Below are 20,839 nucleotides of genomic sequence, written 5' to 3'. Positions count from 1 at the left end.
ATTGTGTCGGCAGGGACCGACACGCGCGCGGCGCCCCCGCCGGTGGCAGGCTGGGTCCGTGAGGAACCGCGAGCTTGCCGACCTTGTCGCCGACGTCCTCGGCCCCGTCGAGGGCCGGCTGCTGCTCGAGGAGCTCGTCATCGGCGACCTCGGTCACCGCACCGGTGCCCAGGCCCTCGCGGACGGCGTCGAGCCGCGGGTCGTGTGGCACGCGCTGTGCGACGCGCTCGGTATCCCGGACACCGCCCGCTGGGGGACGGACCAGCACCGGCAGGCGCCGCCGCGGCCCGGGCGCTGACGTCGATGACCGGCGTCGCCCCGGCGCCGGAGGGCGCCGGTGACACGGACGGAGACCGCCGGAGCGCGCAGCGGTCGGCCCGCGGGCGCTGGCTGCCGCGCGCGGGCGACGTCTCCGACGCCCTCGTCTCGCTCGTCGTCACAGCCCTCGGCCTGGCTGCCGCGATCGCCCTGGTCGACGGCGTCACGCTGACCACACCGTGGGCGGTGGTGCTCGTGGCGCTCGCCGTCGGGCTCGGGGACCTCGTGCTGCGCGCCCCGCTGCGGCTGCTCGCGACAGCCGCCGGTGCCGGGGGGGCGTTGATCGCCGGCGTGGCCGCCCAGGTGCTCGTGACGTGGCTCGCGCTGCGCATCGTGCCGGGCGTCACCCTGGCCTCCGGGTGGTCGGTCGTGTGGGTGCTCCTCCTCGCCTCCGTGGTGATGGCCGTCGGCCGGTGGGTGTGGGGCTCCAGCGACAACGAGTACGTCGTCGCGGACGTCGTGCGGCGCGCACGTCGCCACACCCGGGGGGTCGCCGCGGAGGGAGCCGCGCGACCGCCCGGGCTGCTCGTGGTCCAGCTCGACGGCGTGAGCGCGCCCGTCCTCGACCAGGCCGTGGACGCGGGTCTGGTGCCGACGATGCAGCGGTGGGTCGAGCAGGGCACGCACCGCGTCGAGCCCTGGTGGTCGACCGTCCCCTCGACGACGCCGGCCGCGCAGGCGGGCCTGCTGCACGGCGCGGCTGACCGGATCCCCGCGTTCCGGTGGTGGGACCGCGGCCTGGGCCGCCTGGTGGTGACGAACCACCCGGACGACGCGGCGCTGGTCGAGGAGCGGCTCAGCGACGGGCACGGTCTGCTCTCCGGTGGTGGGACGGCCGTCGCCACCATGTTCTCGGGTGACGCGTCGTCGGCGTTCCTCGTGATGAGCCGGGGCCGTCGGCACGGGCTCGGCCCGGGCGCGGGCTACGCGCGGGTGTTCGCGCGGCCCTTCGTGCTCGCCCGTGCGGTGGTCCTCACGGTGGGGGAGGTCGTCAAGGAGCTCTACCAGGCCCGTCGCCAGGCGGTCCACGACGTGCGTCCGCGGGTGCCGCGCGGCGGGTGGTACGTCGTGCTCCGTGCAGTGAGCAACGTGCTGCTGCGCGACCTCGCCACGTCGCTCGTCGCCGACGCGCTCGTGCGCGGTGACCCGACGGTGTTCGTCGACCTCGTCGACTACGACGAGGTCGCGCACCACGCGGGGCCGACGCGACCCGAGTCGCTGCGCTCCCTCGAGGGGCTCGACCAGGTGCTGCGCATCCTGGAGGAGGTGGCGAGGATCGCGCCGCGGGCCTACGACCTCGTCGTGCTCTCGGACCACGGGCAGACGCTCGGCGCCACCTTCGAGCAGGTCGAGGGGCGCTCGTTGCTGGACACCGTGCGGGCGCTCATGGCGGACCCGGACGCCGAGGGCCTGCAGAGCACCGACGGTGAGCAGTGGGGCCCGGTCAACGCGCTGCTCACGGGTGTCCTGGGCCGACCCGGTGACCGTGTCGTGCTCGGCCCGGACGCGGGGACGGACCGGCGGCGCGGACGCTCGCGCCGCGAGGAGGGCGTCCCGCGCGTCCGCGAGCACGGCCGAGCCCACCCGGCGGCGGGGGACGTGCCGGACGTCGTGGTCGTCGGCTCCGGGAACCTGGGCCTCGTCTGGTTCCCCGACGCGCCGGGCAGGATGCTCCTGGAGGAGCTCCAGGAGCGGTGGCCCGGCCTCGTCCCGGGCCTCGCCGCCCGACCCGCCGTCGGCGTCGTCGTCGTCGACTCCCGCACGCGCGGGCTCGTCGCGGTCGGGGCACGCGGCTTGCGGCTCCTGGAGGCGGACGGCGACGTCGTCGAGGGGGAGGACCCCCTCGCGCCGTACCCGGCGCGGGCGCGCGCCGACCTGACGCGCGCGGCGCGGTTGGCGGACACGGGCGACCTGCTCCTCGTCTCCGCGGTCGGCCCGCGGGACGACGTGCACGCGTTCGAGGGTCAGGTCGGCTCCCACGGCGGCCTGGGCGGGGCGCAGAACCTCGCGTTCCTGCTGCACCCGGCGGACCTCGTCGTCGACGACGCGCGGCGCGAGGAGGTCGGCGGGCACCGGATGCTCGTCGGGCCGGACGCCGTGCACGCGCAGCTCGTGGCGTGGCTCGTCGAGCGCGGTGTGCGGCCCGGGGTCGTGGCGGCACGGCGGGTCCGGGAGGACGTGTGAGCGTGCGGGTGTGCTGGCTCGGGCACGCGACCGTCGTGCTCGACGTCGGCGGGGTGCGGATGGTGACCGATCCGCTGCTGCGGCGGCACGCGGGCCTGCTGCGTCGACGCGGCGGGGTGGCGCCGCGCACGTCGGACTGGCGCGGCGCGGACGCGGCGCTCGTGTCGCACCTGCACCACGACCACGCCGAGCTCGGGTCGCTGCGCAAGCTCGGCCCCGTGCCCGTGCTGGCGGCGCCGTCGAGCGCGCACTGGCTCAGCGAGAACGGCCTGCGTGGCGTGGGCGTCGCGCCGGGGGAGTGGTGCACGGTCACGGGCGCGACGGGAGGGACGGCCCGGGTGCGGACGGTGCCGGCGGAGCACGGTCACCGTCCGATGCCGCACCGGCCCAACGCCGCGACGGGGTTCGTCGTGCGGGGAGGCGGCCTCACCGTGTGGTTCGCGGGCGACACGGGCCCATTCCCCGGCCTTGCCCGGGTGCCGGAGCTCGCCGGGGCGGCCGTCGACCTGGCGCTGGTGCCGGTCGGCGGGTGGGGCCCGCGACTCTCCGGCGGGCACCTGGACCCGGTGGAGGCCGCACGCGTGTGCGCGCTGGTCGGGGCTCGCGTCGCGGTGCCCGTGCACTGGGGGACGCTGCACGCGCCGGCGTCGCGGCGCCTGCCGCCCGGCTGGATGGACCGGGCGGGCCCGGCCTTCGAGGCGGCCGTGCACCGCTTCGCACCGGAGGTGCGACCGTGCGTGCTGCGCCCGGGCGGTGCGGTCGTCGTCGCGGCGACCGGCGAGGTGGACGGCGCGTGACGACACGCGCGTGACGGCACGCGCGTGTCGTGGCGCGTGATCGAACACGTGTTCGGGTAGCGTGGCCCACGGTGACACGGTCGAACCGACCACAGCCCCGCCCGGCGACGAGCCGGTCCACGGGTCCGTGCGAGGTCCGGTCGCGATGTCGGTGGTCGGGCATAGCGTCACCGCGACAAGACCAGCCCCCGCAGGCGCAGCACGACGCTGCACGAGACGACGAGGTGGACCCCATGGCCGCTGCTCCGGACCGCTCCAAGGCCCTCGAGGCCGCACTCAGCCAGATCGACCGCCAGTTCGGCAAGGGATCGGTCATGCGTCTCGGCGACGAGGGCCGCGCCCCCGTCGAGGTGATCCCGACCGGCTCCATCGCCCTGGACGTGGCGCTCGGGATCGGCGGCCTGCCGCGCGGCCGGGTCGTCGAGGTGTACGGACCCGAGTCCTCCGGCAAGACCACCGTCGCGCTGCACGCCGTCGCGAACGCCCAGAAGGCCGGCGGCATCGCGGCGTTCATCGACGCCGAGCACGCGCTCGACCCCGAGTACGCGAAGAAGCTGGGGGTCGACACCGACGCCCTCCTCGTGTCGCAGCCGGACAACGGCGAGCAGGCACTCGAGATCATGGACACGCTGATCCGCTCGGGCGCGATCGACATCATCGTCATCGACTCCGTCGCGGCGCTCGTGCCCAAGGCGGAGATCGAGGGCGAGATGGGCGACTCGCACGTGGGTCTGCAGGCGCGGCTCATGTCGCAGGCGCTGCGCAAGATCACGGGCGCGCTCAACGCCTCGGGCACGACCGCGATCTTCATCAACCAGCTGCGCGAGAAGATCGGCGTGTTCTTCGGCAGCCCCGAGACCACCACCGGTGGCAAGGCGCTGAAGTTCTACGCGTCGGTCCGCATGGACATCCGCCGCATCGAGACCCTCAAGGAGGGCACCGAGGCGGTCGGCAACCGCACGCGCGTCAAGGTCGTGAAGAACAAGATGGCCCCGCCCTTCAAGCAGGCCGAGTTCGACATCCTGTACGGCGTGGGCATCTCCCGCGAGGGGTCGCTCATCGACATGGGCGTGGAGCACGGCTTCGTCCGCAAGTCGGGTGCGTGGTTCACGTACGAGGGCGACCAGCTGGGGCAGGGCAAGGAGAACGCCCGCAAGTTCCTGCGCGACAACCCCGACCTCGCGAACGAGCTCGACAAGAAGATCCTCGAGAAGCTCGGCATCGGTGCGAAGGTCGACGCTCCCGCCGACGCCCCGGCCCCGGTCGACTTCTGACAGGCGTGGCAGACCGTACCGGCCGGCCCGCGGCACGTCGCCGCGGCCGGTCGGCTCCGGAGCCGCCGGACGGTGGTTCGGCAGCGCACGACGCCGAACCCGATCCTGAGTCCCTGGCCCGGGCGATCGTCCTGCGCCGCCTGGCGGCTGCGGCGCAGTCGCGCGGGCAGCTGGCCGACGCGCTCGCCCGTCGCGACGTCCCCTCGGACGTCGCGACGCGGGTGCTCGACCGGTTCACCGAGGTCGGGCTCATCGACGACCAGGAGTACGCGCGGATGTTCGTCCGGTCGCGGCACGCCGAGCGCGGTCTGTCCCGTCGCGCGCTGGGTGTCGAGCTGCGGCGCAAGGGGATCGACGACGAGACGGCGGCGGTCGCACTCGAGGACGTCGACGACGCCGACGAGGAGCAGGCGGCTCGTGAGCTCGTCCGGCGTCGGCTGCGCACCACCGCAGGCCTCGAGACAGCGGTGCGCATCCGGCGCATCTACGGTGCGCTGGGCCGCAAGGGCTACTCGGCCGGCCTCGTCGCCCGCATCGTCCGCGAGGAACTGGCCTCCGAGGACGTTGACGACGAGTCCCTGGGCGACCTCGAGGTCTGACGTCCAGGCGGAGGGTCGGGCGGCAGGTCGGGCCGCTGCTGCATGCCCAGGGGTGTGACGGCGTGGCGGAGATCGGGCGGCAGGTGCCGGTCGATCGACGGCGACCGCCCCCGACGTCGCACGGCCCGGCGAGGTCGGCGGGCGCCCGGCCGGGCGCGGCGAGGCGGTTCCGCCCCGGTGAGCGGTGACAATGGTGGTGTGGCGTCCGCCCAGGACGTCCCCGTCAGGAGGTCCTGTGGAGCCGGGTCCGATCGCCACCGTCGTGGGACTGCTCGGTGCGTGCCTCGTCGCACTCATCCTGGTGCTCACCGCCCGCCGCGAGGCCGACCAGCACCGCCGTGGCGCCACCGAGGACGTCGCGCGGATCCGTGACGACGCGCGGGCGATGCTCGCCGACGCCGAGAGGCGCGAGCGACGGGTCGCAGACCGGGAGCGCGAGCTCGCTGCCGAACGTGGCGAGCTGGCCGATCTCGAGCGGCGGGCCCGCAGCGAGGCGGAGACTCTCGCCGAGCTGAGGCGAGCAGGCGCCCGTGAGCTCGACAAGGCCGAACGCGCCGCGGCCCGGACGCTGGCCGACGCCGAACGTGCGGCGAACGAGCGGCTCGCCGACGCACGCGAGCAGGCGCGCGCCGAGCTGGAGTCGGTCAGCGGCCTCACCCACGACGAGGCCCTGGCCGAGCTGACCCGGCGCATCACGGACCAGGCGGTCGCTGCCGCGGCCGCCCAGGTGCGGCGCGCCGAGGCCCAGGCACGACGCACCGCCGAGGCCCGGGCGCGGCGCATCGTCGCGACCGCCGTGCAGCGCGTGGCCGTGCCCACGAGTGCTCAACCCGTCGTGTCGATCCTGCCGCTGCCCTCGGACGAGATGAAGGGCCGCATCATCGGCAAGGAAGGGCGCAACATCCGCCACTTCGAGGCACTCACCGGGGTCAACGTCCTGGTGGACGAGACGCCCGACACGGTGGTGCTGTCCTGCTTCGACGCCGAGCGCCGCGAGGTCGCCCAGGTCGCACTCGAGGCGCTCATGGCAGACGGGCGCATCCACCCGCAGCGCATCGAGGCCGCCTACGCCGAGGCCCTCGCAGGAGCGGACGACCGCCACGACGCCGCCGGGCACGACGCCACCGAGCGAGCAGGGATCGACGGGCTGCACGCGGAGCTCGTCCGCACGATGGGCCGCCTGCGGCTGCGGTCCTCCTACGGCCAGAACGTGCTCGAGCACCTCGTCGAGAGCGCGCAGATCGCGGCCGGGATCGCGGCGGAGGTCGGCGCCGACGTCACGGTCGCGCGTCGGGGCGCCTTCCTGCACGACGTGGGCAAGGCGCTCACCGGCGACGTACCGGGGACGCACGCGGCGGTCGGCGCCGACCTGGCACGTCGGCTGGGTGAGTCCGACGCCGTCGTCAACGCGATCGCTGCGCACCACGACGAGGTGCCCGCGACGACCGTCGAGGCGGTCCTCGTCCAGGCGGCCGACGCGATCTCGGCGGCACGGCCCGGTGCGCGCCGCCAGGAGATCGACCAGTACGTCGAGCGGATGGGTGAGCTCGAGGCGCTCGTCGCGGCCCACGACGGTGTCCGGCGGGCGCTCGCGATGGCGGCGGGCCGCGAGGTGCGCGTCGTCGTCGAGCCCGACGAGGTGGACGACCGCGCACTGCCGCAGCTCGCGTCGTCGATCGCCAAGCACATCGAGGCCGACCTGACGTACCCGGGGGAGATCCGGGTGACGGTCGTCCGCGAGCTGCGGGCGAGTGCGACCGCCGGCTGAGACCCGTCTAGCGGTCCGCGCCGGTGGCCACCACGAGCGGAGGCGCCTCGGCCTTCGCGGCGCCTGCGGTGAGCCGCCCCACCCGGGAGGCGAGCCGCTGCGCGAACGACGTCAGCGCGTAGTTGATGACGATGAACACGAGCGCGGCGACGAGCAGCGACTGCAGGATGTTGCCGTTGCCCGACCCGAAGCGTCGGGAGGCGTCCAGCAGCTCCGGGTACGTGATGATCGCGCCGAGCGCCGTGTCCTTGAGGATGACGACCAGCTGCGAGGCGATGGCCGGGAGCATCGCGATCAGCGCCTGCGGCACCTCGACGAGGCGCAGCGACTGCGCCGGCCGCAGGCCGACCGCCAGGGCCGCCTCGCGCTGCCCCTGCGGCAGGTTGTGGACCCCGGAGCGCACGAGCTCGGCGAACACCGACCCGTTGTACAGGGTCAGCGCCAGCACCACCGCGAGCAACGGCACGTCCCGGGGCTCGACGACACGGAGCTGGGAGATGCCCTGGTAGAAGAAGATCATCATGAGGAGCACGGGCACGGCCCGGAAGAACTCCACGACGGTGCCCGACAGCCAGCGCACGACTCGGGAGCCCGACAGCCTCCCGAGCCCGAAGACGAGTCCGAACACCGCTGACGCCACGATCGCCAGACCGGCCGCTCGCAGCGTGTCGCGCAGGCCCGGCAGGAGGTAGTCGACCCATGTGCTGCTGGCGAGGAACGGCTGCCAGAGGTCGGCCGCGAGCTGGCCCTTGCGACCGAGGAGCACGAGCGCCCAGGCGCCGAGCGCGGCCACCAGGAGCACGGCGAGCACGTTGACGACGACCATCCGCCGCCGCGTGCGCGGGCCGGGGACGTCGAAGAGGACGAGCTCGCTCATCGGGCCACCGCCAGGCGTCGGGACAGGGAGGTCGTCGCGAGGCCGACAGGCACGACGATGATGACGTAGCCGATCGCGAAGGTGAGGAAGATCGCGAAGATGACGTCCGGACGGAACTCGATCATGGTCCGCATGAGTCCTGACGTCTCGGCCACCGAGCCGGCGGCGGCGACCGTGGAGTTCTTGATGAGGGCGATGAGCACGTTGCCCAACGGCGCGACCGCACCGCGGAACGCCTGGGGCAGGATGACGAGCCGCGCCGCCGGCCAGAACCCCAGCCCGATCGCACGGGCCGCCTCGGCCTGGCCGACGGGGACCGTGTTGACCCCCGAGCGCAGCGCCTCGCACACGAACGCGGCGTGGTAGACGGCCAGGCCCAGCACCGCGAGCCGGAAGAAGTTGGTCTGGAAGTCGCTCGAGAGCGTGAGACCCAGCTGCCCCCACAGGCCGAGCACGCAGAACACGATGATGATGGTCAGCGGCGTGTTCCGCAGCAGCGTCACGTACGTGGCACCGGCCCAGCGCAGGCTCGGGACCGGTGAGATCCGCATGAGCGCGAGCACCGTGCCGACCACCAGGGCGATGACGGCGGCGTACAGCGTGAGCTGGATGTTCACCCAGAACGCGCCGAGCACGTCGAACTGGTCGAACAGGGACAGGAACTGGTCGAGGTACCCCTCGTCCACCCGGGCCTCCCGAGGGTGCGGTGCGGTGGGCGTGCCCCGGGGCCGTCCCGCCGTGGGCGGGACCGGCCCCGGGGGCGGCGGTCAGGCGATGGTCAGGCGCACGCGGCGACCGTCGGCGGGTTCAGCTCGTCGTTCGGGACGTAGCCGGAGGCACCGACGTTCTCGTCGAGCGCCTCCTGCCAGGAGCCGTCCTCGATCATCTCGGTGATGGCGGCGCTCACGTCCTCGCAGACGTCGCTGTCCTTGGGGAGCCCGACGCCGTAGTTCTCCTCGGAGAACGGGTTGCCGACGACCTTGACCTTGCCCTCGTTGGCAGGGATGGCGGCGAGACCGGCGAGGATGATGTCGTCGGTCGTGACCGCGTCGACGGTGCCCGCCACCAGGGCGGTGACGCACTCGGCGTAGCCCGGCTGCTCGAGCAGCTCGGTGCCGGCCGCGTACTCGTCCTTGATGCGCTGCGCCGACGTGGAGCCGGTGACCGAGCACAGGTTCTTGCCCTCGAGGTCCTCGGGGCCGGAGATCGAGTCGTCGTCGGCGGCGACCAGCAGGTCCTGCCCGGCGACGAAGTACGGCCCGGCGAACCCGACGACCTCCTTGCGCTTGTCGGTGATCGAGTACGTCGCGAAGATCATGTCGACCTGGGCGTTCTGCAGCATGGTCTCGCGCTGCGCGGACGGCGCCTGGACCCACTCGATCTGGTCGGCGCCGTAGCCCAGCTTGTCGGCGACGTACTTCGCGACCGCGACGTCGAAGCCGGTGTAGTCGCTGCCGTCCTGGTAGCCCAGGCCTGGCTGGTCGAACTTGATGCCGATGCGCAGGGTCCCCTCGGCACCGCCCTCGCTCGTCTCGGTCTCTGCGGCACCCGGGTCCGCGGCGTCGTCCGCCTCGTCGGCGTTGCCCGAGCAGGCTCCGAGCGTGAGTGCTGCCACCGCGGTGAGGGCGATCGCCAGTCGTCGTGCACGCATGAGCGCTTCCCTTCGTTCGTCCATCATCGGTCCGTCTGAGGTGCGGGTCAGTGGGTCAGGATCTTGGACAGGAAGTCCTTCGCACGGCCGCTGCGCGGCGCCGTGAAGAACGTCTCGGGATCGGCCTCCTCGACGACCTGGCCGGCGTCCATGAACACGACGCGGTTCGCGGCGCGCCGCGCGAAGCCCATCTCGTGCGTGACCACGACCATCGTCATCCCGTCGTGCGCGAGGCCGACCATGACGTCGAGGACCTCGTTGATCATCTCGGGGTCGAGCGCGGAGGTCGGCTCGTCGAAGAGCATCGCCTGGGGCTTCATGGCCAGCGCGCGGGCGATGGCGACGCGCTGCTGCTGCCCGCCGGAGAGCTGAGCGGGCCGCTTGGCCGCCTGGTCCGCGACCCCGACCCGGTCGAGGAGCTCCATGGCCGTCGCCCTGGCGACCGCGGGCTTCACACCCTTGGCCTTGACCTGGCCGAGCGTCACGTTCTCCAGCACGGTGCGGTGCGCGAACAGGTTGAACGACTGGAACACCATGCCCACGTCCGCGCGCAGGCGCGCCAGCTCGCGCCCCTCGGCGGGCAGCGGCTTGCCGTCGACCAAGATCGTGCCGGAGTCGATCGTCTCCAGCCGGTTGATCGTCCGGCACAGCGTCGACTTGCCCGAGCCCGACGGCCCGATGACGACGACGACCTCGCCCCGGTGGATCGTGAGGTTGACGTCGCGCAGGACGTGCAGGTCCCCGAAGTGCTTGTCGACGTGGTCCAGGACGATCAGTGGCTCGCCGGTGGGTCGTGTCGTGACGTCCGCGGGCCGGGGCCCCGCCGTGATGCTGTCGGCCATTGGTCGAACCTACGGGTGACTTGTTGCCGGCGCCATGACTGCACGTCACGGTCCCGTAACGGCCGGTTCGCGCGTAATGGCCCGTTGCGGCCGACGCGTGGCGGACGCGCGGTCCGCGGAGCGTCGGGTCGTACCCTGGAGGCGATGTCCACGACCCTGCCTGCCCCCGCCCCCGCGGACGCGCCCGATCCCGCGACCGACCCCGTCGGCGGGTCCGTGCGCGCCGACGGGACCCCGCGCACGTACCTCGTCAAGACGCTCGGCTGCCAGATGAACGTCCACGACTCCGAGCACATGGCCGGCATGCTCGAGCAGGCCGGCTACGTGGCCGCTCCTGCGGCGGCCGCCGCCGCCGAGGACGTCGACGTCCTGGTCATCAACACGTGCGCGGTCCGGGAGAACGCGGCGGACAAGCTGTACGGCAACCTCGGTCGCCTCGCGGGGACCAAGAGGTCGCGTCCGGGGGGCATGCAGATCGCCGTCGGCGGGTGCCTGGCCCAGAAGGACCGGGCGGGGATCGTCGAGCGGGCGCCGTGGGTCGACGTGGTGTTCGGCACGCACAACCTCGACGTGCTGCCCGCGCTCCTCGAGAGGTCCCGCCACAACGCGGCGGCCGAGGTCGAGATCGCCGAGTCGCTGCAGGTCTTCCCGAGCACGCTGCCCACCCGTCGTGAGTCGGTGTACGCGGGATGGGTGTCGATCAGTGTCGGGTGCAACAACACGTGCACGTTCTGCATCGTCCCCCACCTGCGGGGCAAGGAGCGTGACCGGCGACCGGGCGAGATCCTCGCCGAGGTCGAGGCGCTCGTCGCGACGGGCGCCATCGAGGTCACCCTGCTGGGCCAGAACGTCAACTCGTACGGCGTGGGGTTCGGGGACCGGCACGCGTTCGGCAAGCTGCTGCGCGCGGTGGGTGCCGTCCCGGGGCTGGAGCGGGTCCGTTTCACCTCGCCGCACCCGGCCGCCTTCACCGACGACGTGATCGAGGCGATGGCGGACACCCCGACGGTCATGCCGCAGCTGCACATGCCCCTGCAGTCGGGCTCGGACAGGGTGCTGCGCGCGATGCGTCGCTCCTACCGGTCCGACCGGTTCCTCGGGATCCTCGAGCGCGTCCGCGCCGCGATCCCGCACGCGGCGATCACGACGGACGTGATCGTCGGGTTCCCGGGCGAGACGGAGGAGGACTTCCTCGAGACGCTGCGCGTGGTCGAGGCGGCGCGCTTCTCGTCCGCGTTCACCTTCCAGTACTCGCCACGGCCGGGCACGCCCGCCGCCGACCTGCCCGACCAGCTGCCGAAGAGCGTCGTGCAGGAGCGGTACGAGCGGCTCGTCGCGCTGCAGGAGCGGATCTCCGGCGAGGAGAACGCCGCCCAGGTCGGCCGCACGGTCGACGTCCTCGTCGCGCAGGGGGAAGGACGGAAGGACGGCGCGACCGCCCGCATCTCGGGCCGGGCGCAGGACAACCGGCTCGTGCACCTCGCGCTGCCCGCAGGTCTGGCACCGGCCGACGCACCGCGCCCCGGGGACCTGGTGACCGTGCAGGTCACGCAGGCCGCTCCGCACCACCTCGTGGCGGACTCGGCGCTGTCACCCGCAGGGACGTTCCTCGTGCGTCGTACCCGGGCGGGGGACGCCTGGCAGGCGCGTGCCGAGGGCCGCGAGGAGCACGCCCACGGCGACGCGGGCACGGGCTGCGGCACGACCGGCGCGCCCACGGGTCCCGTCGTGCTCGGCCTGCCGGGGGTCGGGCGCCCGACCGGCTGACGGACGCCGCCGGCCCGGACCGGGCCCTTGGGACCACGCAGCCGGACGCGGCGAGGTCTTCAATGGGGGGAGGCAACGCCGTCGTCCCGCGGCGCCCGCAGCGTCCCGTGGAGCCGTGATGTCCGAGGTCTTCGTCTTCCTCGCCCAGCAGCCTGTCCTCCTGCTCTTCATCGTCATCGGCGTCGGCTCCGCCGTCGGGCACGTCAAGGTGCGCGGCGTCGGACTGAGTGCGGCCGCGGTGCTGTTCCTCGCGATCGCGCTGTCGGCGTGGGCGTCGTCCTACGGCATCGACCTCGAGATCACCGAGGCGCTGGGCACGCTCGGCCTGGCGCTGTTCACGTTCTGCGTGGGGCTCGTCTCGGGCGCGACCTTCTTCTCCTCGCTGCGTCGCAGCCTCGGACCCATCCTCGCCATGGCGGGCGTGCTGGCGGCCAGCGGTGGTGTCGCCGTGGCGGTCGGAGGTCTGCTCGGCCTGGACCGCGCGGTGGTCGCCGGGGCCTGGGCGGGGGCGGTGACCAACACACCGGCGCTCGCGGCCGCACGCGACGCCGCGGGTGACGCGACGGGCCCCACCATCGGGTACGCCGTGACGTACCTGTTCGGCGTCGTGGGGATGCTCGTCGCCGTGTCCGCCGCGCTGCGCCACCGTGAGCAGGACACCGACGCGCCGCCGACGCTCGTCAGTCGGACCGTGCGCGTCGAGGTCACGGGACGGCCCCGCATCCAGGACCTCGAGGACCAGCACGGCGACCGCATCAAGTTCTCGCGGGTGCGTCGCGGTGAGCAGTCGCCCATCAAGACGGCGGACGCGACCGACCTGCTGCTGCTCGACGACCTCGTCACCGTCGTCGGGCCGACGGAGGAGGTCGACGCGGTCACGCGCGAGCTCGGGCACACGTCGTCGCACCGTCTCGAGGCGGACAGGCTCTACCTCGACGTGCGCCGCGTCACGGTCTCGGACGAGCGTGCCGCGGGTCACACGATCGCCGAGCTGGACCTGCTGCACCGGTTCGGCGCCACGATCTCCCGCGTGCGTCGCGGCGACGTGGACGTCGTCGCCACCGACGACTTCCAGCTCCAGCTGGGGGACCGCGTCCGGGTCATCGCCCCGCGCGAGCGCATGGCGGAGGTCTCGGCGTGGTTCGGCGACTCCTCGCGCGGGCTGTCCGACATCATGCCGGTCGTGCTGGGCGTCGGCATGGCCCTGGGGATCCTGCTGGGCGCGGCGGCGATCCCGGTCGGCGGCAGCGTCTTCAAGATCGGGTCCGCGGCGGGCACGCTCCTCGTCGGCCTGGTGCTCGGCCGCATCGGCCGCATCGGCCCGGTGGTCACCGCGATGCCGTACACGGCGGCGCAGGCCATCGCCGAGCTCGGCCTGCTGGTCTTCCTCGCACAGGCGGGCTCCAAGGCCGGCGCGCAGATCGGAGCCGCCTTCACGTCGGGCGACTGGTTGCGCATCCTCGCGCTCGGGGTCGTCGTCACGGCAGTCGTCGCTGCCGGGCTGTACCTCGTCATGCGGCGCGTCTTCGCGATCGGCGGGACCCGGCTCTCCGGCATCATGGGCGGCGCGCAGACCCAGCCCGCGGTCCTGGCGTTCGCCAACGCGCGCACCGGGTACGACGCTCGCGTGGCCCTCGGCTACGCGCTCGTGTACCCCGCGGCGATGATCACCAAGATCGTCGTGGGACGCATCCTCGGGGGTCTGTGACTCAGTTGTCCGGCACGTCGGCGGGAGGGGCGCCGTCCGCGGGCACGATGGGGTCGAGCGCGGCGAAGAGCTGCACCCCGGTCCCCAGGCCGCACGCGAGCAGCTGCGCCAGCTGGACGTCGGTGACGCCGGGCTCGAGGTCGGCGGAGACCTCGGCGTAGACCGCGAGCATCCCCTCCTCCTCGCGGACGTACGCCTTGGGCCAGATGCGCTCGCGGTTCCAGTCGTTGATCGCCAGCGCGAGAGCGCGGCGCTGCTCCAGCGGCAGCGAGCGGTGCCAACGACCTCGCACCTGCAGGATCTCCTGCTGGTCACCGAGCAGCAGGAACCAGAAGCGGCTGCCGTCCCACGTCCCTGTCAGGTCACCGTCGTCGTCGACCACGAACCGGTACCCGCGCGCGAGGAGGTAGTCGGCGACGCGGTCGCGCGTCAGCGGGCGCGGCGGCTCGTCGTCGAGCGAGTGGCCCTTGGTCGGTTTCGGCAGACCGCCGAGCACGCGCAGCAGCCAGCCGGGCGTGCTCACGGCGCCGCCCCCGCCGGGTCCGGGTACCGCTCGTCGAGCGCGTCGAACAGCATGCTGCCGGTCGACAGCCCGCAGAACAGCATCTGGCTCAGCTGGGCGTCGGTCGCGCCGTGCTCGAGGTCGGTGGCGACCTCGGCGACGACGTGGACGCGGCCGTTGTCACGCACCCGTACGTACGCCTTGGGCCAGATGCGCTCGGCGTTCCACTCGTTGCACAGGTCGAGCACCTCCTCGAGCCGTTCGATCGCCAGCTCGCGGTGCCACTGGCCGCGGACCTGCAGGATCTCGGCCTGCTGGCCGAACAGGAAGAAGTAGAACAGGCGGCCTCGCCACAGGCCACCGAGGTCCCCGTCGTTGTCGATGAAGTACGAGAACTGGTTGTCGGTCATCCACGACGCGATCCTCGCGGGCGACACGGCGGTGGGCACCGTGCTCGCGTGCTCGGCCGTGCCCAGCTCGCGGACGAGGAGCTCGGCGACCCGGTCGTGCAGCTCGACGTCGTCGACCTGGGCGTGCGACGCGTCCGCCGCCGGGCGTGCACCGACCCATCGGCGGGCGAGCTGACGGAACCACCCCATGCGCCGACCCTACCCGCCGACGCGGACGCCCGGCCCGCCGGTCCGGCTCCGCCCGGCAGTGACGGGCACGTCCCGGCAGCGTCGGGCGGTGCCCGGTCGCACGCGGCTGGGCGTTACCGTCGGTCCGTGCTCGTCGCCGCCGCCCTCGTCCCCGACACCGTCCTGCTGCTGCCCGGTGCGGCCGGGCGCGGCCCTGACGACCCCGAGCTCGTCGCCCTGCGCTCCGCGGCGACGACCGCCGTGGCCCGGGCCGTCGAGCGCGCGCCCCGGGTGGTGGTCGTCGCGCCGGGACCGGTCGACAGGTCGGTCACCGGCGTGGTCCACGCGGGCGCGGGCGCCGCAGGGGTGCCCGACCACCTGCTGGCCGGCGAGGTCCCGCGGGTGCTGCTCGGGCGCGCGCCCGGTGGCCCGGCGGACGTCCCCGGGCCACCCGGGACGGGCGCGGCCACCGGCGTGCGGCTCGCGCTGGAGGCGGGAGTGCCCGCCTCCCGCCTCCACGTCGTCGAGGTCGCCCCGGGTGGTGCCGCCCCGTTGCGGGAGCTCGGCGGGTCGACCACCTCCGACGGGCCGACGGCGCTCGTCGTCGTGGGGTCCGGTGCGGCGAGGCACGGCCACGACGCGCCGCTGCCGCACGACGACCGCGCGGCCGCGGTGGAGCGCGAGCTGCTGGCGGCGCTCCGCGCGGGCGGCGCGTCGGCACGGGACGCGCTCGCGGGCCTCGACGTCGCGCAGGCGGTGGCCCTCGGGGTGACCGGCTGGGCGCCGTGGCAGGTCCTCGTCGGGGCGCTCGACGCCGGCGGCGCCGACGTGCCCGCGCCGGACGTCGTGCACGCCACGGTGTGGCGCGGCGCGGGGCACGCGGTCGTCGCCTGGCAGGGCACGCCGTGACGCTCGTGGTCGCCGTGGTGGGCCCCACGGCGACGGGGAAGTCCGACCTCGCGCTGGACCTCGCGCAGGCGCTGGGCGCCGAGGTCGTCAACACCGACGCGATGCAGCTGTACCGCGGGATGGACGTCGGGACCGCGAAGCTCCTGCCGCACGAGCGGCGGGGCGTGCCGCACCACCTCCTCGACGTGCTGGACCCGCAGGAGGAGGCGTCGGTCGCCGACTACCAGGACAGCGCACGCGGTGTGCTGGCGGACCTCGCCCGCCGCGCGGTCCGCGCCGTCGCGGTCGGCGGGTCGGGGCTCTACGTCCGGGCGCTGCTCGACCGCATGGAGTTCCCCGGTACGGACCCGCAGCTGAGGGCGACGCTCGAGCGGCGGGTCGAGGACGAGGGCGCCCGAGCGCTGCACGCCGAGCTCGCGGCGGCCGACCCCGTGGCGGCCGAGGGCATCGGACCGCGGAACGCCCGCCGCATCGTCCGCGCCCTCGAGGTCATCGCCCTGACCGGCCGGCCGTACTCCGCGAGCCTGCCGAGCCACGAGTACGAGGTCCCGGCGCTGCAGATCGGCCTCGACTGCGACCGCGCGACGCTCGACGCGCGCATCGAACGGCGTGTGGAGCGGATGTGGGACGAGGGTCTCCTCGAGGAGGTCCGGCGGCTCGCGGAGCACGGGATGGGACGCACCGCGTCGCGTGCGGTCGGCTACGCGCAGGCGCTCGCCCAGCTGGAGGGCACGCTCGACGCGGACGCCGCCCGCGCCGCGACGGCTGCCGGCACGCGGCGTCTGGCCCGCAAGCAGATGGGGTGGTTCGGTCGTGACCCGCGGGTGCACTGGCTCGACGCGCAGGACCCGGACCTCGTCTCACGGGCGCTCGACCTCGTGGCCGCCGCCGACGCGGGTCGGCTGCCTCACCCGGAACCGGGCACGGCTGTGCGCCGTACGCTGGGTTCGTGACCACCCCGACCGCCCCGAGCCCCGTCGCGACCACCGGCGTGCTGCAGGCCGACGGACCGCGCGCGGGCACGCTCGCGGTGACCAAGGGCCACGGCACGCAGAACGACTTCGTGCTCCTCGACGACCGCGACGGCGAGCTCGACCTCACGCCGGTACTGGTCCGGCGGCTGTGCGACCGACGTGCAGGCCTGGGCGCGGACGGCGTGATCCGGCTGGTCGCGACGCAGCGGCTCGCCGAGGCGCCCGGCGCGGTGACGGGCACGACGTGGTTCATGGACTACCGCAACGCCGACGGGTCGGTCGCGCAGATGTGCGGCAACGGTGTCCGCGTCTTCGCGCGGTACGCGCACCGGCTCGGCCTGTGGGACCCGGCGACCGGGCCGCTGGACGTCGGGACGCGTGCGGGCGTGCGGACCGTCGTGGCCACGCGTCCCGAGAGCGGGGACGAGCCCTGGTTCACCGTCGGGATGGGCGCGGTCGTGCTCCCGGCGGGCTCGGCGGCGCTCGGGTCGGGTGGTGACGCACAGGTCCACGTCGCCGGGCTGGCCGTGCCGCGCCCCGGGCTGTCGGTCGACGTCGGCAACCCGCACACCGTCGTCGTGCTCGCGCAGGAGTCCGACCTGGATGCCGCCGACCTGACCGTGCCGCCCGACGTCGAGCCCGTCCCCGTCGACGGGACGAACGTCGAGCTCGTGGTGCCGCTGGGGGAGCGGACGGCGGCCGACGGTACCGTCGTCGGCCGCATCCGCATGCGGGTGCACGAGCGAGGCGTGGGTGAGACCCGGTCGTGCGGTACCGGTGCCGTGGCCGCAGCCGCTGCCGTGCGCGCGTGGGGCGGACCCCAGGCCCCCGGCGTGTGGCTCGTCGACGTCCCGGGTGGCACCGTGCGCGTCACGCTGCACGCCGACGGCCGGGCCGACCTCGCCGGACCGGCGGTCCTCGTGGCCGACGCCACCGTGGACCTGGCCGCGCTGCCCGCGTGACCGTGACGCTGACCCTCACCGCCGACCAGGTCGGCGCCCCGCTGGGGGAGCGCGCGACGCTCCTGCAGGTGTCGACCGCGTTCTGCGCACCGTGCCGGACCGCGCACCGGGTGCTCGCGCGCGTCGCGGACGCCGTGCCGGGCGTGCGTCACGTGGACGTCGACGTGGCGGACGCCCCCGCACTCGCGGCGACCCTCGAGGTCACGGCGACGCCGACGGTCGTGGTGCTCGACGCCGCCGGCGCGGTGGTCGTGCGGGCGCAGGGCGTGCCGACGTCGTCTCAGGTCCTCGGAGCGCTGGCGCTCGCGGTCCCGGAGGCCGAGGCGCCGTCCGGGCGCTCGGTCGGCGGGACACCCACGCGCGGTGCGACGGCGGCGGCACCGAGCGCGAGGACCGCCGTGAGGGCGAACGCCAGCACGAACGGGCCGGCGTCGGCGTAGCCCTCGTCGCCACCTGCGGCGACGAACACGACACCCGTCAGCGCGAGCGCGAGCGCCGCACCGACCGAGTCGGCGATCGAGTTGGCGGCGCTGTTGCGGCCCTGCTCCTGCGGCGTGGACCAGCCCAGCAGGAGCACGTTCAGCCGCGAGGACCCGATCCCCATCCCGGCTCCCGAAGCCGTCCAGACGACGACCAGCGCCCAGGCCGGCAGGCCGAGCGCCGTCACGGCGGCCGCGCCCCCGACGCCCACGAGCACGAGGGCCGTCCCGATCCGCACGGCGGTCCTGCTCGGCAGCCTCGCCCCGAGCCGCCCCTGGACCACCGAGGCCCCCGACCAGGCGAGCGCGGCCGTCGACAGGCCCAGCCCGCTCGCGGTGGTGCCCCAGCCGTCGCGCTCGACCAGCAGGTACGGCACGTACACCTGCGCCCCGAAGAAGGCACCCGACAGCATCAGGCGCGTGGTGATGACGCCCGGCAGGCCCGGCAGGGCACGCAGCGCGCCCCGGGGCAGCAGCGGGCGGGCAGCCACGAGGGCGACGAGCACCGCGGTGATCGCGACGACGTGCGACCACGGTGACGGCAACGGTGCGGCGAGGTTGAGTGCGAGGACCGCGACGGCGACGAGCACCGACCAGCCGACGCGGCGCAGCGCGTCGTCCGGCTCGCCGTCCGTGCGCGGACCGGGCGCGTCCTGGACCGCCGCCCCGAGGCCTCGGACCGTCCGGAGCAGGGGCACCGCGGCGGGCAGCACGAGCACCGCGACACCCAGGAACACCCAGCGCCACCCGGCGAGGTCCGCGACGAGGCCCGCGAGCGAGGGACCCACGACCGAGGGCAGGACCCAGGCGGTCGAGAACCAGGCGAACACCCGCGGGTGCAGCACCGGCGGGTAGGCCCGCGCGACGGCGACGAGCAGCGTGACGTTGACGACACCGCCTCCGAGGCCCTGCGCCAGGCGCCCGGCCACGAGGACGGGCATGTGGGCGGCGGACCCGGCGACCACCAGCCCGACGACGAACAGCGCGACACCGGCCGCGAAGGGCGCGGCGGGTCCGCGCCGGTCCGACCACGCGCCCGCCACGACCATCCCGACGACCCCGGTCGCCAGGGGGCCGGCGAAGGCGAACGCGTACAGGGTCCGCCCGTCGAGGATGTCGGCGACCTGCGGCATCACGGTCGTGACGGCGAAGGACTCGAAAGCCACCAGCACCACGAGCGCGAACATGGCGTACGCGGTCGTGCGCCGGGCGCGCCACATCGCGTCGGGCGAGGTGCTGTCCGCGCGCAGGGTCATGGTGCGAACCGCAGCACGCGGAACCCCTTGGCGCTCGCCTCACGCGTCGTGGGCAGCCCGGCCTCGTCGGTCAGCCAGCGCTGGAGCGGGTCGGCCCCGAGGTTGCGGCCCACGACGAGCCACGCCTCGCCGCCGGGCGCGACGCGCGGGAGCCAGTGCGTGAGCAGCGCGCGCAGCGCGGGCTTGCCGATGCGCACCGGCGGGTTCGACCACAGCGTGGCGAAGCGCACGTCCTCCGGGACGCAGTCGGGCGTCGTCGCGACCACGTTGCGCAGGCCGAGACGCGCGGCGTTGCGCCGGACGAGGTCGAGGGCGCGCTCGTTGACGTCGACGGCCCAGACGCGGGCGTCGGGGGAGTGCAGCGCGAGCGTCAGCGCGACCGGACCCCAGCCGCACCCCAGGTCGAGCAGGTCGCCGCCCGCGGGCGGCGGGGGGACCGTGCGCAGCAGCACCTGCGTGCCGAGGTCCACGTGGTCGGGCGAGAACACGCCGCCGGCGGTCTCGACCTCCAGGTCGCGCCCTGCCAGCCGCACGTGCAGCGTCCGGCGCTGCTCGGCGGAGGCCGGCCGGGCCGTGAAGTAGTGGTCGCCCTGCGGGTCGTCGGTGCCGCTCACCGGACCGAGGCTAACGGTGCGCGCGCCCTGTGCCTGCAGCGAAATCCCGTCGCGGGCGTCGTACGTGCGTGCGATCCTGGACACAGCCGACCGACGACGAGAGGACCCGCGTGGACGACCGAGAGCACACCACCGACGAGGCGCACGAGGCGCCGGCGCGCAGCGCTCAGGAGGTGGCCGACGACGTCGTCGCTCGTGTGCTCGCCCGGGCCGGTACCGCGGTGCAGGAGGGCGGCACGTCGCACACGTCGTACGACGGGGACCAGCTGGACCTCGAGGAGCGCACGTCGCTGCGGCGTGTGGCCGGCCTGTCGACCGAGCTGCAGGACGTCTCCGAGGTCGAGTACCGGCAGCTGCGGCTCGAGCGGGTGGTGCTGGTGGGCCTGTGGGGCGCGGGCACGGCGGACGAGGCGGAGAACTCGCTGCGTGAGCTCGCGGCGCTCGCCGAGACGGCCGGTTCGGAGGTGCTCGACGGCCTCCTGCAGCGTCGACGCACGCCCGACCCCGGGACGTTCCTCGGCTCCGGCAAGGCGGCCGAGCTGGCGACCCTCGTGGCCGCCGTCGGCGCCGACACGGTCGTGGTCGACGGCGAGCTGGCGCCGTCGCAGCGCCGCTCGCTCGAGGACATCGTCAAGGTCAAGGTCGTCGACCGCACGGCACTGATCCTCGACATCTTCGCGCAGCACGCCAAGTCCCGGGAGGGCAAGGCGCAGGTCGAGCTCGCACAGCTCGAGTACCTGCTGCCGCGCCTGCGCGGCTGGGGCGAGTCGATGAGCCGGC

The 20,839-nt window shown here is 74.4% G+C and carries 19 protein-coding genes and 2 pseudogenes; 13 read left to right on the top strand and 8 right to left on the bottom strand.

Going from position 1 to position 20,839, the window contains the following annotated elements; translation table 11 throughout:
- Nucleotides 1–58 precede the first annotated feature (58 nt).
- The 6 genes from IR158_RS02455 (at nucleotide 59) to rny (ending at nucleotide 6,940) form a co-directional block, all read left to right on the top strand.
- Nucleotides 59–298 (top strand): DUF3046 domain-containing protein, encoded by a 240-nt coding sequence (locus IR158_RS02455; RefSeq protein ID WP_291809033.1) that lies wholly within the window; start codon nucleotides 59–61, stop codon nucleotides 296–298.
- A gap of 5 nt (nucleotides 299–303) precedes the next feature.
- Entirely contained in the window at nucleotides 304–2,502 is a 2,199-nt protein-coding gene (locus IR158_RS02450) for an alkaline phosphatase family protein (protein ID WP_291809031.1), read from the top strand.
- Entirely contained in the window at nucleotides 2,499–3,299 is an 801-nt protein-coding gene (locus tag IR158_RS02445; protein ID WP_291809029.1) for an MBL fold metallo-hydrolase, read from the top strand. Before IR158_RS02450 ends, IR158_RS02445 begins: the two co-directional genes overlap by 4 nt.
- Nucleotides 3,300–3,532: 233 nt before the next feature.
- Entirely contained in the window at nucleotides 3,533–4,573 is a 1,041-nt protein-coding gene (recA, locus tag IR158_RS02440; RefSeq protein ID WP_291809026.1) for a recombinase RecA, read from the top strand.
- Nucleotides 4,574–4,578: 5 nt separating this feature from the next.
- A complete protein-coding gene (locus IR158_RS02435; protein ID WP_291809023.1) occupies nucleotides 4,579–5,172 on the top strand; it encodes a regulatory protein RecX in 594 nt (197 codons plus the stop codon).
- Nucleotides 5,173–5,407: 235 nt separating this feature from the next.
- Entirely contained in the window at nucleotides 5,408–6,940 is a 1,533-nt protein-coding gene (rny, locus tag IR158_RS02430) for a ribonuclease Y (RefSeq protein WP_291809020.1), read from the top strand.
- Between the two features lie 7 nt (nucleotides 6,941–6,947).
- On the opposite strand, the gene IR158_RS02425 is transcribed toward rny, so the two are convergent.
- From IR158_RS02425 to IR158_RS02410, 4 genes are all read right to left on the bottom strand, one after another.
- Nucleotides 6,948–7,817 carry an amino acid ABC transporter permease gene (locus IR158_RS02425; protein WP_291809017.1) on the bottom strand — a complete coding sequence of 290 codons (870 nt, stop codon included), beginning with the start codon at nucleotides 7,815–7,817 and terminating at the stop codon, nucleotides 6,948–6,950.
- Nucleotides 7,814–8,503 carry an amino acid ABC transporter permease gene (locus IR158_RS02420; protein ID WP_291809014.1) on the bottom strand — a complete coding sequence of 230 codons (690 nt, stop codon included), beginning with the start codon at nucleotides 8,501–8,503 and terminating at the stop codon, nucleotides 7,814–7,816. Before IR158_RS02420 ends, IR158_RS02425 begins: the two co-directional genes overlap by 4 nt.
- A gap of 92 nt (nucleotides 8,504–8,595) precedes the next feature.
- Nucleotides 8,596–9,468 (bottom strand): glutamate ABC transporter substrate-binding protein, encoded by an 873-nt coding sequence (locus tag IR158_RS02415; protein ID WP_291809012.1) that lies wholly within the window; start codon nucleotides 9,466–9,468, stop codon nucleotides 8,596–8,598.
- Nucleotides 9,469–9,515: 47 nt separating this feature from the next.
- Nucleotides 9,516–10,310 carry an amino acid ABC transporter ATP-binding protein gene (locus tag IR158_RS02410; protein WP_291809009.1) on the bottom strand — a complete coding sequence of 265 codons (795 nt, stop codon included), beginning with the start codon at nucleotides 10,308–10,310 and terminating at the stop codon, nucleotides 9,516–9,518.
- A 144-nt stretch (nucleotides 10,311–10,454) separates the two neighbouring features.
- Between IR158_RS02410 and miaB the strand changes: the two genes are divergently transcribed.
- Together miaB and IR158_RS02400 are read left to right on the top strand one after the other, a co-directional pair.
- Nucleotides 10,455–12,077: a tRNA (N6-isopentenyl adenosine(37)-C2)-methylthiotransferase MiaB gene (miaB, locus tag IR158_RS02405; protein WP_291809006.1), complete on the top strand. Its 1,623-nt coding sequence runs from the start codon at nucleotides 10,455–10,457 to the stop codon at nucleotides 12,075–12,077.
- A 118-nt stretch (nucleotides 12,078–12,195) separates the two neighbouring features.
- Entirely contained in the window at nucleotides 12,196–13,785 is a 1,590-nt protein-coding gene (locus IR158_RS02400) for a TrkA C-terminal domain-containing protein (protein ID WP_291809003.1), read from the top strand.
- A gap of 1 nt (nucleotide 13,786) precedes the next feature.
- On the opposite strand, the gene IR158_RS02395 is transcribed toward IR158_RS02400, so the two are convergent.
- Both IR158_RS02395 and IR158_RS02390 read right to left on the bottom strand, forming a co-directional pair.
- On the bottom strand, nucleotides 13,787–14,308 hold the full coding sequence (locus tag IR158_RS02395; protein ID WP_291809000.1) for a YbjN domain-containing protein: 522 nt from the start codon (nucleotides 14,306–14,308) through the stop codon (nucleotides 13,787–13,789).
- Nucleotides 14,305–14,886: a YbjN domain-containing protein gene (locus IR158_RS02390; RefSeq protein WP_291808997.1), complete on the bottom strand. Its 582-nt coding sequence runs from the start codon at nucleotides 14,884–14,886 to the stop codon at nucleotides 14,305–14,307. Before IR158_RS02390 ends, IR158_RS02395 begins: the two co-directional genes overlap by 4 nt.
- Before the next feature lie 126 nt (nucleotides 14,887–15,012).
- Here IR158_RS02390 and IR158_RS02385 point away from each other — a divergent pair, with 126 nt between their 5' ends.
- The 4 genes and pseudogenes from IR158_RS02385 to IR158_RS02370 form a co-directional block, all read left to right on the top strand.
- Entirely contained in the window at nucleotides 15,013–15,774 is a 762-nt protein-coding gene (locus IR158_RS02385) for a hypothetical protein (RefSeq protein ID WP_291808992.1), read from the top strand.
- Entirely contained in the window at nucleotides 15,771–16,727 is a 957-nt protein-coding gene (gene miaA, locus IR158_RS02380; RefSeq protein ID WP_291808989.1) for a tRNA (adenosine(37)-N6)-dimethylallyltransferase MiaA, read from the top strand. The genes IR158_RS02385 and miaA overlap by 4 nt, the downstream gene beginning before the upstream one ends.
- 41 nt (nucleotides 16,728–16,768) lie before the next feature.
- A complete protein-coding gene (gene dapF / locus IR158_RS02375) occupies nucleotides 16,769–17,710 on the top strand; it encodes a diaminopimelate epimerase (RefSeq protein ID WP_291809534.1) in 942 nt (313 codons plus the stop codon).
- Nucleotides 17,707–17,970, top strand: a pseudogene (locus tag IR158_RS02370) (thioredoxin family protein); the annotation flags it as partial. The gene dapF and the pseudogene IR158_RS02370, both read left to right, overlap by 4 nt.
- 20 nt (nucleotides 17,971–17,990) lie before the next feature.
- Here IR158_RS02370 and IR158_RS02365 read toward each other — a convergent pair.
- Nucleotides 17,991–19,445, bottom strand: a complete 1,455-nt coding sequence (locus tag IR158_RS02365) for an MFS transporter (RefSeq protein WP_291808986.1) — start codon at nucleotides 19,443–19,445, stop codon at nucleotides 17,991–17,993.
- Entirely contained in the window at nucleotides 19,442–20,059 is a 618-nt protein-coding gene (locus IR158_RS02360; protein WP_291808984.1) for a methyltransferase, read from the bottom strand. Before IR158_RS02360 ends, IR158_RS02365 begins: the two co-directional genes overlap by 4 nt.
- A gap of 110 nt (nucleotides 20,060–20,169) precedes the next feature.
- Here IR158_RS02360 and IR158_RS02355 point away from each other — a divergent pair.
- Nucleotides 20,170–20,839 (top strand): annotated as a pseudogene (locus tag IR158_RS02355) (GTPase HflX); the annotation flags it as partial.

The organism is Cellulomonas sp. (assembly GCF_015234515.1).
GTDB lineage: Bacteria > Actinomycetota > Actinomycetes > Actinomycetales > Cellulomonadaceae > Cellulomonas.
Note: the sequence above shows the minus strand (reverse complement) of the source record. Positions and strands in the feature narration are given on the sequence as shown.

Coding starts and splice junctions, on each gene's coding strand:
- IR158_RS02450 (WP_291809031.1), top strand. CDS start 304: ATGACCGGCGTCGCCCCGGCGCCGGAGGGCGCCGGTGACACGGACGGA.
- recA (WP_291809026.1), top strand. CDS start 3,533: ATGGCCGCTGCTCCGGACCGCTCCAAGGCCCTCGAGGCCGCACTCAGC.
- IR158_RS02425 (WP_291809017.1), bottom strand. CDS start 7,817: ATGAGCGAGCTCGTCCTCTTCGACGTCCCCGGCCCGCGCACGCGGCGG.
- IR158_RS02415 (WP_291809012.1), bottom strand. CDS start 9,468: ATGCGTGCACGACGACTGGCGATCGCCCTCACCGCGGTGGCAGCACTC.
- IR158_RS02410 (WP_291809009.1), bottom strand. CDS start 10,310: ATGGCCGACAGCATCACGGCGGGGCCCCGGCCCGCGGACGTCACGACA.
- miaB (WP_291809006.1), top strand. CDS start 10,455: ATGTCCACGACCCTGCCTGCCCCCGCCCCCGCGGACGCGCCCGATCCC.
- IR158_RS02400 (WP_291809003.1), top strand. CDS start 12,196: ATGTCCGAGGTCTTCGTCTTCCTCGCCCAGCAGCCTGTCCTCCTGCTC.
- IR158_RS02390 (WP_291808997.1), bottom strand. CDS start 14,886: ATGGGGTGGTTCCGTCAGCTCGCCCGCCGATGGGTCGGTGCACGCCCG.
- IR158_RS02365 (WP_291808986.1), bottom strand. CDS start 19,445: ATGACCCTGCGCGCGGACAGCACCTCGCCCGACGCGATGTGGCGCGCC.